The following is a 13,850-nucleotide window of genomic DNA, read 5'->3' on the forward strand; positions in this document are numbered from 1 at the left end:
TATGCATATATAATATTTTGAATGTTGAGTTCGTTTTGAAGTTTTGCTCAACGTCAATATTTCTATCATATTTTCAAATATTTTTTTTTAGCCAAGCGTCACACCGTTTGACGACATCGTCAACGATCAGATCAAGCCTTGGGCTATCGGCATCCGTGTCGCGCAGTTCATCACGCAAGGGGTTGATGGCGTCTTGCAGTTTGGTGGCCATGGTGAGAAGGGTTTTGCGAAGTGCGGTGGGGGAGCTGCCGATCATGCGGGCCTGGGATGCCCAATGTGACCAGTCCAGTTCGGTCGGGTCAAAGCAGCCGCCAATGGATTGGGCGAGGCGGGGGCGCTGGCTTTTGAGGCAATCGCGAAACGCCGCACCATTGTTGACGTCATAGAGCGGACTGACCGCGGTGTGGACATTTGTCGCATTGGCATTTGTCGGGCGTTGCCGATAGATCAGGGAATAGTTCTTGGCGTGCGCATCCGGGTTGCCGATCAGGAAATTGAAAATCACAAACCCAAGCAGCTTGGGGATATCGCGCGCCGGGATGGTGGATGCCTGTTTGGTGAGTGCAAACATCGCGGCAAGGTCCGGCCCGCCCTGACGTTCATATTTGACATCCGGGTTCGCCCCAAGTGCCTGACAGAAATCTTCCTGATGCAGGCGGGTAACGCGGACGCCGTTTGATGTCTGGGCATAGGCGCGATCAAAGCGGGTGACGAACAGGACAGGGCGATCGTTAAACAGGCGGATTTTGGTGTGCGCGGCATCAAGGCCGATCTTGCGCGCAAGCTTCATGCAGAAATGCTCGGTCCGGGTAGAGTCCGGCAGGCGTTCAATATCAACTTTAAGGATATGGGTACTTGGATAGCCGCCAAACGGCAGGGAGATTTCCTGTGTGGCTGGATCGATATAAACCGCGGCCTTGTCATTCACCCCGGCCAGCGACAGGACAACTTCATCCTCTTCGATGAAAAGCGGTCTTTGGGGCAGCTCGGCAATGCGGTTGGCAAGATCATCGGTCGAGATCGCCGAAAGACGGGCATCGGATTGCTGTGGGCTTTTTGCCTGATCGGGATGGATCAGCATCAAGGCCCCGGCGCAATCGCGCCCGATATGTTCCAGAATGCCAAACTCGTCCGTCGGGGCGACATCAAACAATGCTGCGATCTGGCGGCGGACATCCTTTTTATCGGGTAAAAGCCCGTCAAAGAATGGTTCAATGGCCTGATGGTCAAACGCACCGTCCCGAAGCGGAATGCTTTGCGAAACCGGATAGGCCGCAGGGCTTGCAAGCCATTCCGGGTCATATTCAAATGACATATAGCCGCGTGCATCGGCGCGCAAAACGCCAACCCGATCGCGGCCATTGGCAAGGACCAGAAGGGTTTTGGTCATGCCCGGTCTCCGTCCGTTTGGTCGGGATCGGGTTCGGATGCCATATCCGACCAGTCCAGCATCACCTGGCCGCCAAGGGCACGGGTGATATCCAGAATATTGGCAAAGCCTGGATTGTCGGCCTTGCCGGTTTCAAGTTGGCTGAGGAACTTGACGCTCAAGCCCGTGGCAAGCGCCAGATCGGTCTGCGACAGGCCAAGCGCCTTGCGGGCCTTGCGGATTTCCGGGCCAAGCTGGTCCATGCGGGTGATGTGCACGGCATCCTCCAAGTTTACCTATGGGTAAATTTAGGGGGTTTTGCTGTAAATGTAAAGTGAAGTTTACCTGTAAGTAAAATTCGGTGATTGTGGTCCGATTTTTAGCAAGATTTTACTTATGGGTAAAATATGGCGCTCCTGCGAATTTACAGAAGCGCCAAACTCTGGTCCTGACACCACTCCGTGCTTACAGCGCAATCTCAAGGTTCTTCATCACCTTGCCCTGACCACCTGCGAGAAGGCCGGTGATGCGGCTGTCTTTGAGCTCCAGCGTAACCTTGATCTGGCTGGGGGACGGCTCAGTCATGAATTCGCCCTGGGCGATCAGGAAGGTGTCCTTTTTCATGTCCAGCAGGTCGTGGAGCACGCAGGCCAGCGGGCCGGCGGCCATGCCGGTGGCGGCTTCTTCCTCGATGCCATAGCGCGGGGCGAACATGCGGGTGGTGGCGTCAATGCCCGCATCATTGGTTTCAGTGGTGAAGATGTAATAGCCGATCAGGTCCAGTTTCTCGCTAATCGCGTTGATGGCGTCCTGATCTGGCGTGATGTTGGCGAGCGTCGCCTGATCTTTCACGGTAACGACGATGAAGTTATTGCCGGTATTGACCAGCACCGGGCGGGCGCGGTCATCAAGATCATCAGACGTGATCGCAAGCGATTTCAGCACATCACACAGTGTGACACCGTGATCCGTCCAGTTGGTGGCCGGGTTGTAGGTCGGGGCCAGCTGCTCCATATAGGCCATGCCGTGATCAAGGATGATCTTGCGCGGGCCATCGACGGTTTCCTTCGACGTCTCGCCATCGCCAAAGCGTTCCAGTGCGGCGAGGTAGGAAAAGGTTGCGATGGTCGCATGGCCGCAATGGGCGATGCGTTTGGTCGGGGTAAAGAAATCAAGCTTGACGCCGCAGGTCTCGGATTTCGAGACAAAGGCAGTTTCGGAAAGCCCGACTTTTTGGGCGATCAACAGCTTTTGCGCGTCGCTGTATTGATCGGCATCGAGCACGACACCGGCCGGGTTGCCGCCCGTTCCGTTTTTGACAAAGGCATTGACGATCTGCACCGGGACGGTGTGGGTGTTTTGTTGAGATGTACTCATGACTATATTCCTGCTAAAATCTCTGTTGAAGCTGTTTTAATAAATCTCACAGGGATTCTGGACTCATATATAGATGAAGAAATCTCATGAAATGTCGCGGTCGGATCTGATTGCGCGGGTGAGCCCCCTGGCCCCGGTGTTGGCCGCGATTGCGCGTGAACACAGTTTCAGCAAGGCGGCCGAAAAGCTGGGTGTGCATCAATCGGCGGTCAGTCACCGCATTACACAGCTTGAAGAGGCGCTTGGCTTTGCGCTGTTTGAGCGCACCACGCGCCAGATCACGCCAACCGAATATGGCCGGGTGCTGTGTGCGGCCGCGCTTGAAACGGTGGGTGTCTGGGATGGGGCGTTTGACCGGCTGGAGAAATTCAGAACGAGCGGCACGGTGTGCCTGTCGGTGGCATCCGCACTTGCGATGAAATGGGTGTTGCCCAATCTGGCAAGCGCCCAAGAAGCCGGGCTTGAGATTGCCTTGGATGTCAATGACCGGCCGGTGGATTTCAGCACTGGCACGATGGATGCCGCCATCCGCTTTGGCGTTGGGCCGTATCCCGGTTTGCATTCCAGCTTGCTTAAAAAGGCCGCGATCGTGCCGGTCGCCCGTCCGGGCTATGTCGCCGGGGGAAGGGGGCTTGAAGATGTTCTTGGCGATCCTGATGTCACCTTGCTCAAGGATGCCGTGGGGGAGCGTGATGGCACCGATTTCAGTTGGGGCTATTATTGTGCGAAGGCCGGGGTCAACCTTGATGCGGATTTCAGGGCATTGGCCTTTGATCGTGCTGATCTGGTGTTGCAGGCCGCAATCAATGGCATGGGCATCGGGCTTGGCCGAACGCTTCTGATCGAAGGCGATATCGCGCAAGGGTTCCTTGAGGCGGTTGGTCCGGCGGTTCCCATGAAATCTGCCTATTGGTTGGTTTGCAGTCCGGAATTTGCCAAGACGGAACGGTATGCGAAGCTTTTGGGCTGGCTGAAGGATCAGATGAAATAGGCTTGCCGTTTGGGTTGTGTCTGCCTAAATTCCCGCCATGACAAATACAACTGATGACATGATCTATCGCGTATTGGGTTCGGATGAATGGGCGGAAGCGCTCAGTGCCGGACAATATGACGGTGCGCCGCACGATATTGCCGATGGCTTTATCCATTTCTCGACCCAGGATACGCTGGCCGCAACGCTTGCGCTGCATTATGCCGGGCGCGATCATTTGAAATTGTTGCGGGTGCCGGTCGCGCCGATTGCCGCGAAAATCAAATGGGAACCGGCCCGTGGTGGCACCCTGTTCCCGCATTTGTATGATGTTCTGTCCGTGGAGCACGTGACCAAGGTCGATGAAATTCGCCTTGATGAAAACGGTGTTCATATCCTTCCTGAAGATCTGCGCTAATCTGCGCCAGCCCCGCCTCAACGCGCCGGATTTAAATCCCGTGCGGTTTCCAAAGATATAATCGCCCGCCGCCCTTCTTGGTGCCGGTATCAACCACGCCGGGGAGCTTCCCGGCGCGCACCGCATTCAAGAATGAATGGCCGAGTTTGACCTTGTCGCCGATATAAAGCGTGTCCCAGCCCTGCCCATAGATTTCATGGAAATGAAACGGGCCGGGGCTTCGCGCGGCAAGGGTTTTCTTCAGTTTATCGAGATCAAGCTGTGTCATGGGGCGATCTCAGCACAGGTGCGACCTGTCTGCATTGTTCTGACGCAAATTGGTCGGAAACAAGCGCGCCCGTCAGGCGTTGTGGTTTCATGCATACCATTCAGATCCATAGCCGAAAGGCCCGGCCATGACGGCGCCGAAGAATGCAAAGGTCGAGGATATCGTTGCGCGGATTGGCAAGCGCGCAGAAGGCGACCGCCATGTTTCGGTCGGCGATATCGTGGCCGAGCTTGGACAACGCAGTCAGGGGCCGTTTCTTTTGGTGCCGGCCCTGATTGGTGTGTCGCCGATTGGCGGTATTCCCTTTGCGCCGACCTTTCTGGCCGCACTCGTTGCCGTGTTTTCCCTGCAAATCATCATCGGACGCAGGCACTTATGGCTGCCCGACGTCTTGGCAGCGCGGGAAATTGGGGGTGACAAGGTTCGTGCCGGGCTGGAAAAGATCGATCCGGTCGCCAAGCGGATGGATCGCTGGTTTGGTGGGCGGTTTGAAAGCCTGATCAGCGGGGTTGCCGTGCGGATCGCGGCGCTGATGTGCCTGGTCTTGTCGCTTGGTATGCCGATGTTTGAACTTGTCCCCTTTGCCGCTATTGCGCCAATGAGCGCCATTGCTGCCTTTGGCTTGGCGATTTTGGTCAGTGACGGGCTTTTGATGCTCGCCGCCATTGCCATGACGCTGGGCACCGTGATTTTGATGTTTCAGATCGTCTGAGGCATTTAGCTGATGAAGCGGCCCGATATGCAAACAGCCCGCCGATGGTTCGGCGGGCTGTTTTCTTGTGTTTGTGATCGGCGTTAACTTAGGCGAGTTCTGCCAGGGCAGAGGCGTTGAAGTCTTCCAACTGATCATAGGCGCCGCTTTTGACCTTGTTGGCCCACTGGGCGTCGCTCAGAAGCGCGCGGCCAACCGCGATCAGGTCAAACTCGCCCTTTTCCATGCGATTGATCAGCTCATCAAGGCTGGCCTTTTCCGATGCTTCGCCAGAGAACGCACCGATAAAGTCGGATGACAGGCCGACAGAGCCGACCGAAATTGTCGGCGCACCGGTCAGTTTCTTCGCCCAACCGGCAAAGTTCAGGCCCTTTTCGCCATCAATCTCGGGGAATTCCGGTTCCCAGAAACGACGTTGCGATGCGTGGATGATATCCACCCCGGCCTCAACCAGCGGGCCGAGCCAATCGGTCATTTCATCAGGCGTATAAGCAAGGCGGGCGGTAAAGTCCTGCTGTTTCCATTGGCTGACACGCAGGATGATCGGGAAGTCCGGGCCAACAGCAGCGCGCATGGCGGTCACCACTTCGCGGGCAAAGGTCGAACGCTCCTTGATCGTCTTGCCGCCAAAACGATCGGTGCGCAGATTGGTGCCGGGCCAGAAGAACTGATCAATCAGATAGCCGTGCGCGCCATGAATTTCAAAGGTATCAAAACCGGCATTCTTGGCATCGAGCGCGGCCTTGGCAAAGGCGGCGATCGTATCGGCAATGTCAGATTCCGTCATGGTGTTGCCGCGCGGATCATCCGGGCCGACCAGACCCGACGGGCTTTCGACCGGTGCGTCCGGTTCCCAGGCGTCCGGCGTTCTGGTTGATCCGGTATGCCAGATCTGCGGACCCATCTTGCCACCGGCTGCATGCACGGCATCGGCAACCGCCTTCCATCCGGCCATGGCAGCTTCGCCATGGAAAAGCGGAATGTGCGGAAGGTTACGCGATGCCGGGCGATCAACCACGGTGCCTTCTGACAGGATCAGGCCAACACCGCCTGCGGCGCGCTTGCTGTAATAATCGGCATTAGCCGCACCCGGAATGCCATCAGGCGCCTTGTTGCGCGTCATCGGGGCCATGACGATACGGTTGGGAAGATCGAGCGTTTTCAGCTTGAAAGGTGTGAAGAGAATGTCGGGTTTTGACATTGGATATCCTTTGATCGGAATTTCTGTTTTGGTCGCTCCTAGATATTCCGGAAATGGCGGCTGTCAATCTGTGGCCACGCGATAAAAACATCGGTGCATGTTTTTATGCAGTACAGCGCCTGAGTTCGTTGATCGAGCGATCATAAGAAAATAACCGGCCGCATGGTGCCACTGAATGCCATTGATCCTTGCCCTAACCCCGCCAGCCGCGTAAGAAAAGGGCATGTCCTTTCAAGCACGGAGCGTCTCGCGTGGGGTGGTATAAGTCACTGGTTTTGCCGATTGTCCGCTGGATTGATGCCGAGACCGCGCATGGTCTGGCGATCTGGGCGCTGAAAAACAATCTGGTGCCGCGTGCGGATGACGCGACTGACGCGACCCCGATGCTGGAAACCGAAGTGTTCGGGCGCAAATTTGCCAATCCGGTCGGGCTTGCCGCGGGCTTTGATAAAAATGCCGAAGTCCCTAACCAGATGCTGTCACACGGGTTTGGTTTTGTTGAAATCGGCTCTGTCACGCCTTTGCCGCAACCGGGCAACCCGAAACCCCGTCTTTTCCGGCTTTATTCCGACCGGGCGGTGATCAACCGCATGGGGTTCAATAACGACGGGGCCGAATTGGTGGCCGCACGCCTGCGCAAACGTGCGCGTCGCGGGGTTCTTGGCGCCAACCTTGGCAAGAACAAATATTCCGAAGACGCGGCCGATGATTACGCCAAGGGGGTCGAAGCACTTGGCCCCTATGCCGATTATCTGGTGGTCAATGTATCCTCGCCCAATACGCCGGGCCTGCGCGCTTTGCAGGGCCGCGCACCGCTTGAAAAGCTTTTGAAGGCCGTCATCAAGGCGCGCAATAGCTTTGCCAAGGGCGTGCCGGTGTTGTTGAAGGTCGCCCCGGATTTGACCGAGGAAGACAAATCCGACATCGCGGCCGTGGTCACCAAGGTCAAACTTGATGGCATGATCGTTTCAAACACCACGATTGACCGGCCGGTCGGGCTTAATTCCTATGATCAGGATGAAAAGGGCGGTCTTTCCGGCCCGCCTTTGATGGAACCCTCGACCAAGGTTCTGGCCGATTTCTATCGTCTGACCGAGGGCAAGGTGCCCCTGATCGGGGTTGGCGGGATTGCATCGGGCAAGGATGCCTACGAGAAGATCCTCAATGGTGCATCGCTGGTGCAGCTTTATTCCTCGCTGGTCTATCACGGTGTGGAGCTTGTCACCGAGATCAAGGAAGACCTTGCACGGCGGCTGCGCAAGGATGGCTTTGCCAATGTGTCGGATGCAGTTGGTGCCGCCTTCCCGGAAATTTCGGGCAAGGGTATTCCGGTCGATGAAGCCCGTTCTGCCAAGGCAGCTGTTGCTGCCAAATCAAACAAGAAGTAACACAAGGATCCGGACGGCATGAGCAAGACCGCCCCCTATGAAATGATCAATGGCCTGTCCGAGGTGATTGGCAAATATGATGCCGTGATCCTTGATCTGTGGGGCGTGGTGCATGACGGGGTGACACCCTATCCAAGCTCGATCGCCGCGATGACCGCCCTTAAGGAAGCCGGCATTCCGGTCGCCCTTCTGTCCAACGCGCCCAGGCGTTCCTCGGTCGTGGTTGGCCGGATGGAAGATATGGGCATATCGCGTGATCTGTATGGCCCGGCGGTGGCATCGGGCGAGGTTGCCTATGCCCAGCTCGTCGCGCGCTCTGATCCCTGGTACGCCAAGCTGGGGCGCAAGGTCCTGATGGTGGGGCCGGTGCGCGATATGTCGATGTTTGAAAATCAGGATGTCGAGATTGTTACCGAGGTCGATGATGCCGACTGGGTTCTGATCACCGGCCCGAACGAGGATCATGATCCGGTGTCGAAATACGAAGACCTTTTGCATGCGCTTAAGGCCCGCGACCTGCCGGTGCTGTGTCCCAACCCGGACCGCGAAGTGATCCGCGGTGGCAAACGCATCATTTGTGCCGGCGCCATTGCCGGGCGGTATGAGGAACTCGGCGGCAATGTCCGCTGGGAAGGCAAGCCACTGGCAAGTGCGTATGACTTCTGCCTGCAGATGTTTGACAAGGGTCCGGATGCGAAACTTCTGGTCGTCGGCGACAGCATTTCGACCGACATTGCCGGATCAAACAATGCCGGTCTTGACGTCGTGCTGGTAACCGGTGGCATCCACGCCGAAGAACTCGACGCCCCGCGCGGTACGCTGCCGGAACGCGAAAAGCTTGATGCCCTTCTGGCCGCCACGGGCCGTCACATCACCTATGCTATGGGGGATTTCTGCTGGTAGGGTATCGGAGGAACCATCATTTTGTTCCAGAGTTCTTGCTCCGAAATTGGTCGTTTGCAAAAGAATCTGGCGATGAAGTGTTATTGGCTTATTCTTGGAACCCTTATAAGTCAGAAGTGGCTCTAAAGGCGAATTTAGGGCCGTCAGGTTACTGTTATCAGCCTGATCTTTTGACATTGCCAGATCACCCTGATGGGCCTGACTATTTGGAGCGCATCCGTTTCGAAGAGATCGACCGGCTTGGGGCAAGCGCACATCGCAAGCTGCTATCCGATGGCGTCGATGCAATAAGCCTTAAGCAGAAAGAAGAGTACGCAAAATTCCTGCTTTCTCTGGAAGCTCGTCGGCCAGAAGTGTTAGCCCAAATTAGGACAAGCGGCGTTGCTGATATTAAGCGGCAACTAGATGGCGATTCTGAGATAAAGGATGCTCTTACCAGAATTGACACCAACGAAACGCCAGCTCAGTTCTATGAAAAAAACCTTGGGTCTATTGAGGGCGAGACGGTTCAAACTGTCGTGGAGTATTTAACAGAAGACTCTAGAGGTTTTCCTGCGGCTATGAATAGCCATTGGGGCATAAAGAAATTCTCAGGAAATCTCAGGTTGGTTTTGTCTGATAGGCCACTTATTCGACACGGAGCTTCTGGTAACGAAAATAGCTTTTGGGCAATGCCTCTTTGTCCCGGCCAGCTATTGCTGCTGGCTCCGAGCAAGCGCCTTTTTCACTTGCTTATGAGCCAAAAACCCGGCGAGCTTTTAAGGAAAGCGAACATCAGTAGCGTAGGCAACCGTGACCAATATGTTTTTGGAACAAGTTGGACGGAGCACGGGTGGTTAAAGAAACTCTTTGAGAAACGGGACCAAAATGCTGACCGATGACATCCGCGACTATGCCAGTCGTTCGGTCCTCTGCTGGCTGGCGACAAGTTCCGATGCCGGGCCGTCGGTTAGCCCCAAGGAAATCTTTGCCTGCTTTGGGGATGATCGCATCATCATCGCCAATATTGCCTCCCCGCAATCGGTTCAGAATATCGCGCGTAATCCGCAGGTTTGCGTCAGTTTCGTTGATGTGTTTTCACAACGCGGCTGGCAGCTTTATGGTGAAGCGACACTGATGCGCAGGGGTGATGCCGGGTTTGAAGAACGCCAAGCCATCCTGCAGGACATGGCTGGTAACGCCTTCCGGGTGGCGACCCTGTTTGATGTCACGGTCACCAAGGCCAATGAAATCCTTGCCCCGAGTTACCGGTTCAAAAAGGACGTGCATGAGGCCGACATGCGCGAAAGTGCGATGCGGACCTATGGCGTGAAGCCGTGCGACTAGCTTTCTGCCGCCACCTTGCTTTCGCGGAAGATGACGAACAGGCCGCTTGCGGTAATGATTGCCGCTCCGACAAAGGTCAGAACATCGGGCGTTTCACCCCAGAACATCCAGCCAAGCGCGGTTGCCCAGATGAGGGCTGTGTAGTCAAAGGGGGCCACCGTCGGGGCCTCGGCAAAGCGGAAGGCCTGGGTGATCATGGCCATGCCGAGCGAGCCACAGAGCGCAATCGCCAGAAACAGCCAGATGTCCTCTGCCCGGACCGGGCTCCAGACAAAGATCACCGGCATGCTGGTCAGGATTGCGCTGGTCAGACTGAGATAGAGCAACAATGTCCACATGCTTTCGCGCGTATCGACAAAACGCGCGCTCAGCATCAGGATCGCATAGGTAAATGCAGTCGCAATCGGCAAGAGCGATATCAGCTCAAACGTTGCGGCACCGGGTCGGACAATCACCAGAACCCCCAGAAAACCGACACTGACCGCAAGCCAGCGCCGCCAGCCGACCCGGGCAATGAAAATCGCCGAAAGGGCGGTGATGAATAAAGGGGCGACAAAGGCGAGTGCCGTTGCCTCGGCTAAGCCAAGATGATGGATGCTGGTAAAGAACATCACGGTGGCGGCAATCCAGACGACACCACGCATGAAATGTACGTGAACCCGGCTTGAACGCAAACTGCGAGAGCCGCCCATTTTGAGCGCAACCAAAAAGGCAAAGGGAAGGGCGATGATGTTGCGCAGGAAAATGATCTGGATCGGGGAATAATGATCCATCAGGCTTTTGGCCAGCGCATCATTGATACACAGCGCTGCCACCCCGCCACACATCGTCATGATGCCGGCAAGGTTGTTCTGGCGTGATGTGTTGCTGGACGTCATCGCCCCTGTCCCCGCGTTTTGGTCCGGTTTTTATCATTTTTAAAAATCAGATATCCCTTTCCAGATATCCGGTTCGCAACGCAGGGTCGAGGGATTTCATCACATCAATAAAGGCGCGTAAGGGTGGGGGCACGCGTCGGTGATCCGGGTAATACAGGAAAAGCCCCGGAATTTCGGGTAACCAGTCATCGAGCACGGTGACAAGATCACCATTGGCGATGGCACGCGCGGCATAAATCTCTGAAACGTAAGCAATGCCAAGCCCCTGACGGGCGGCATCGACCATCAGATCATGACGATCAAGGGTCAGCGGGCCGGACACATCAATCGAGATTTCCTGTCCCTGCTTTTCGAAATCCCAGTGATAGATCTTGCCACTGGGAAAGCGATGGCGGATGCAGTCATGGCTGTGCAAATCATCGGGTACGACGGGACGTGGACGGGTTTTGAAATAATCTGGTGACGCAACCGCGACAAAGCGAAATGGCGGGCCAAAGCGCACCGCCACCATATCAAGCGGCACCGTTTCGCCCAATCGTGCCCCGGCATCAAAACCACCGGCGACGATATCGACAAGCCGTCCTTCGGTCACCAGATCAATCGCCACATCCGGATATCGTTTGCGCATTTCCGGCACAACATGACGGGTCAAAAGGCGCGCGGCCCCATCGGATGTGTTGATGCGCACCGTGCCTGACGTCCCACCAGTGCGAAAGCTGTCGACCGTGCCCATGGCTTCTTCAAGGTTTGTCAGTGCCGGGCGCAACCGGTCCAAAAGCTGTTCGCCCGCCTCGGTCAGCGAAACACTGCGTGTGGTGCGATGAAACAGACGGATATCAAGATTGCTTTCCATGTTGCGCAACGCGTGGCTCAGGGTGGAGGGCGCAACACCCAGCGCATCCGCCGCCTTGCGGAAACTGCAATGTTCGGCAACGGCGATGAAGAACCGCATGTCGTTTAAGGTTGGCTGATTGATTGCTGGCATATTTTCACTAACCCATCCGAATTAAGCGGGATTATCGCATCAATCATTGGTTTTTATAGTCCCCCCATGTTCAGAGCAAGACAGAAAGGAGCTGACATGGACAAGACATGGTTGATTACCGGTGCATCGTCGGGGTTTGGTCGCGGGCTGGCGGAAAAGGTATTGGCGCGCGGTGATCGCGTGATCGCAACCGTGCGACGCACAGGGTCGCTTGACGATCTGGTTGCGCAATATGGCGAACGGCTCAGTGTCGCTTATCTTGATGTAAGCGAACCTGATGCGGTGCAGGCGACCGTTGACAAGGCCTTTGCCGATTTTGGACGGATTGATTTCATCGTCAGTAATGCCGGCTTTGGCATCCTCGGGGCGGCCGAAGAAACCAGCATTGATCAGATGCGCCAGATTATTGATACCAACCTTCTGGGATCAATTGTTGTGATCAAGGCCGCTTTGCCGCATCTGCGTGGGCAAGGATCGGGTCGCGTCATTCAGGTATCGTCCGAAGGCGGTCAGATCGCCTATCCGGGCTTTAGCCTGTATCACGCGACCAAATGGGGCATCGAGGGCTTTGTTGAATCGCTGGCCAAGGAAGTCGCGCCATTTGACATTGAATTCATGCTGGTCGAACCCGGTCCGTCGCGCACTGCGTTTATCGGCTCCATCATTCAGCCGGAACCGATCAGTGATTATGACGGCACCCCGGCGCATGACCTCAAGGAAGCCGCCTTTGGCGGTGGCTGGGTGATCAAGGGCGATCCTGATCGCATGATAAATGCGATGATTGCGGCGGCAGATGCACCGAAAATGCCGTTTCGTTTGTTGCTGGGATCAGATGCCTATGACGGCGTTCATGCCGCACTGACCGAAAGGCTGGCAAAGCTTGAGGCCGGAAAAGACATCACCATTTCCGCCGACTTTACCGAAGAAGAACTTGCCGCGATGTAGGATCTTTTCCCGCAGATACCCAACGCAAAAACGCCGCCCGAAAGTGGGCGGCGTTTCGCAGTTTGATCGGCTTTGAGGAGACGATCATATGGATGTATTGGCAGCCGATCAGATCGCCATTTTGCGGTTGGCGTCGATATAAATCTCGCGCAGGCGCTTGGCGACCGGGCCCGGAACACCATCGCCAATCGGTTTGTCGTCAATTTCGACAACCGGGCAGACAAAGGCCGAGGCCGAGGTCGAAAAGGCTTCGGCGGCGTTCTGAGCTTCTTCGATGGTGAAGTGGCGTTCTTCGACCTTGAGCTGAAGCTCTTCGGCGCATTTCAGAACCGCGGCACGGGTGATGCCGTGCAGGATGTCGGTCGACAGTTCACGGGTGACGATCGTGCCGTCCTTGGTGACGATATAGGCGTTGTTGCTTGATCCTTCGGTGACGTAGCCATCCAGCACCATCCAGGCATCGTCCTTGCCCTTGGCGGCTGCATCGGTTTTGAGAAGCGACGCATAAAGCAGCTGGGTGGTCTTGATGTCAGACCGGCGCCAGCGGATGTCGGGGAAGGTGACGATCTTCTGGCCGCGTTCGGCAAGGGCTGATTTGATCAGTGATTTGCTTTGTGTGAACATCACGATGGTCGGTGGGGTTTGCGGGTCGATCGCGAAATCACGATCACCGGCCGAACCACGCGATACCTGCAGGTAGATCAGGCCTTCGGTGATGTTGTTAAGCTTCACCAGTTCGCGGTGGGCTTCGAGAAGCTGATCGATATCGGGTTTGAATTGGAATTTGAGCTCGGCAAGCGAGCGTTCGAGGCGCTTCATGTGACCATTAAAGTCAATCAGCTTGCCATCAAGTACCGAGGTCACTTCATACACGCCGTCGGCGAACAGGAAGGATCGGTCAAAAATCGAAATCTTTGCTTCGGTTTCCGGCAAAAACTCGCCGTTCACATAAACAGTGCGCATGGTTACTTCCCTGTCTGGCAAACGGATCTGTTGCGATCCGTCATGGATGGATAAGCGACGTTTCCAAAGACCCGTTCGCGCACGGCCAGTGCCATCGCGATCATTGGCTTGTTCGGTTTCTCCGCTCTTTAGAGTCTCAAATATCAC

16 protein-coding genes are annotated in these 13,850 nt (G+C 55.9%); 8 read left to right on the forward strand and 8 right to left on the reverse strand.

Annotation, left to right across the window (positions count from 1 at the left end; all coding sequences use genetic code 11):
* Positions 1-73 precede the first annotated feature (73 nt).
* The 3 genes from AC5Q5A_RS17995 to AC5Q5A_RS18005 form a co-directional block, all read right to left on the reverse strand.
* A complete protein-coding gene (locus AC5Q5A_RS17995; RefSeq protein WP_493896116.1) occupies positions 74-1,390 on the reverse strand; it encodes a type II toxin-antitoxin system HipA family toxin in 1,317 nt (438 codons plus the stop codon).
* Positions 1,387-1,647, reverse strand: coding sequence for a helix-turn-helix domain-containing protein (locus AC5Q5A_RS18000; RefSeq protein WP_493896117.1), 261 nt, complete (start codon positions 1,645-1,647; stop codon positions 1,387-1,389). The genes AC5Q5A_RS17995 and AC5Q5A_RS18000 overlap by 4 nt, the downstream gene beginning before the upstream one ends.
* Before the next feature lie 187 nt (positions 1,648-1,834).
* On the reverse strand, positions 1,835-2,746 hold the full coding sequence (locus AC5Q5A_RS18005; protein WP_493896118.1) for a PhzF family phenazine biosynthesis protein: 912 nt from the start codon (positions 2,744-2,746) through the stop codon (positions 1,835-1,837).
* Between the two features lie 73 nt (positions 2,747-2,819).
* Here AC5Q5A_RS18005 and AC5Q5A_RS18010 point away from each other — a divergent pair, with 73 nt between their 5' ends.
* Positions 2,820-3,737, forward strand: a complete 918-nt coding sequence (locus AC5Q5A_RS18010; protein WP_493896119.1) for a LysR family transcriptional regulator — start codon at positions 2,820-2,822, stop codon at positions 3,735-3,737.
* A 37-nt stretch (positions 3,738-3,774) separates the two neighbouring features.
* Complete coding sequence (locus AC5Q5A_RS18015; RefSeq protein WP_064781822.1) at positions 3,775-4,134, forward strand: DUF952 domain-containing protein; 360 nt, start codon at positions 3,775-3,777, stop codon at positions 4,132-4,134.
* A gap of 31 nt (positions 4,135-4,165) precedes the next feature.
* Here AC5Q5A_RS18015 and AC5Q5A_RS18020 read toward each other — a convergent pair whose 3' ends face one another.
* Entirely contained in the window at positions 4,166-4,402 is a 237-nt protein-coding gene (locus AC5Q5A_RS18020) for a DUF1413 domain-containing protein (protein ID WP_493896120.1), read from the reverse strand.
* 127 nt (positions 4,403-4,529) lie between these two features.
* Between AC5Q5A_RS18020 and AC5Q5A_RS18025 the strand changes: the two genes are divergently transcribed.
* On the forward strand, positions 4,530-5,114 hold the full coding sequence (locus tag AC5Q5A_RS18025) for an exopolysaccharide biosynthesis protein (protein WP_493896121.1): 585 nt from the start codon (positions 4,530-4,532) through the stop codon (positions 5,112-5,114).
* An 88-nt stretch (positions 5,115-5,202) separates the two neighbouring features.
* Here the strand turns inward: AC5Q5A_RS18025 and AC5Q5A_RS18030 are convergent, their stop codons facing one another.
* Positions 5,203-6,315 carry an NADH:flavin oxidoreductase gene (locus AC5Q5A_RS18030; protein ID WP_493896122.1) on the reverse strand — a complete coding sequence of 371 codons (1,113 nt, stop codon included), beginning with the start codon at positions 6,313-6,315 and terminating at the stop codon, positions 5,203-5,205.
* Positions 6,316-6,566: 251 nt separating this feature from the next.
* Between AC5Q5A_RS18030 and AC5Q5A_RS18035 the strand changes: the two genes are divergently transcribed.
* From AC5Q5A_RS18035 to AC5Q5A_RS18050, 4 genes are read left to right on the forward strand one after another with little or no spacing between them, the layout of a single operon-like run.
* On the forward strand, positions 6,567-7,703 hold the full coding sequence (locus AC5Q5A_RS18035; RefSeq protein WP_064781826.1) for a quinone-dependent dihydroorotate dehydrogenase: 1,137 nt from the start codon (positions 6,567-6,569) through the stop codon (positions 7,701-7,703).
* Positions 7,704-7,721: 18 nt separating this feature from the next.
* Positions 7,722-8,606: a TIGR01459 family HAD-type hydrolase gene (locus AC5Q5A_RS18040; protein WP_008890190.1), complete on the forward strand. Its 885-nt coding sequence runs from the start codon at positions 7,722-7,724 to the stop codon at positions 8,604-8,606.
* A complete protein-coding gene (locus AC5Q5A_RS18045) occupies positions 8,600-9,487 on the forward strand; it encodes a DUF4238 domain-containing protein (RefSeq protein ID WP_493896185.1) in 888 nt (295 codons plus the stop codon). Before AC5Q5A_RS18040 ends, AC5Q5A_RS18045 begins: the two co-directional genes overlap by 7 nt.
* The gene (locus AC5Q5A_RS18050) at positions 9,474-9,932 is read left to right on the forward strand and encodes a pyridoxamine 5'-phosphate oxidase family protein (RefSeq protein WP_493896123.1); all 459 of its coding nucleotides are present in this window, start codon (positions 9,474-9,476) and stop codon (positions 9,930-9,932) included. The genes AC5Q5A_RS18045 and AC5Q5A_RS18050 overlap by 14 nt, the downstream gene beginning before the upstream one ends.
* On the opposite strand, the gene AC5Q5A_RS18055 is transcribed toward AC5Q5A_RS18050, so the two are convergent.
* Positions 9,929-10,810, reverse strand: a complete 882-nt coding sequence (locus AC5Q5A_RS18055) for a DMT family transporter (protein ID WP_493896124.1) — start codon at positions 10,808-10,810, stop codon at positions 9,929-9,931. The genes AC5Q5A_RS18050 and AC5Q5A_RS18055 overlap by 4 nt on opposite strands.
* A 46-nt stretch (positions 10,811-10,856) precedes the next feature.
* Positions 10,857-11,795 carry a LysR family transcriptional regulator gene (locus AC5Q5A_RS18060; protein ID WP_493896125.1) on the reverse strand — a complete coding sequence of 313 codons (939 nt, stop codon included), beginning with the start codon at positions 11,793-11,795 and terminating at the stop codon, positions 10,857-10,859.
* Between the two features lie 96 nt (positions 11,796-11,891).
* On the opposite strand from AC5Q5A_RS18060, the gene AC5Q5A_RS18065 reads away from it, so the two are divergent.
* Positions 11,892-12,740, forward strand: a complete 849-nt coding sequence (locus AC5Q5A_RS18065; protein ID WP_493896126.1) for an SDR family oxidoreductase — start codon at positions 11,892-11,894, stop codon at positions 12,738-12,740.
* A gap of 108 nt (positions 12,741-12,848) precedes the next feature.
* Here AC5Q5A_RS18065 and AC5Q5A_RS18070 read toward each other — a convergent pair whose 3' ends face one another.
* Complete coding sequence (locus tag AC5Q5A_RS18070; protein ID WP_493896127.1) at positions 12,849-13,703, reverse strand: D-amino-acid transaminase; 855 nt, start codon at positions 13,701-13,703, stop codon at positions 12,849-12,851.
* Positions 13,704-13,850 lie beyond the last annotated feature (147 nt).

This window comes from Thalassospira sp. CA1 (assembly GCF_059052855.1).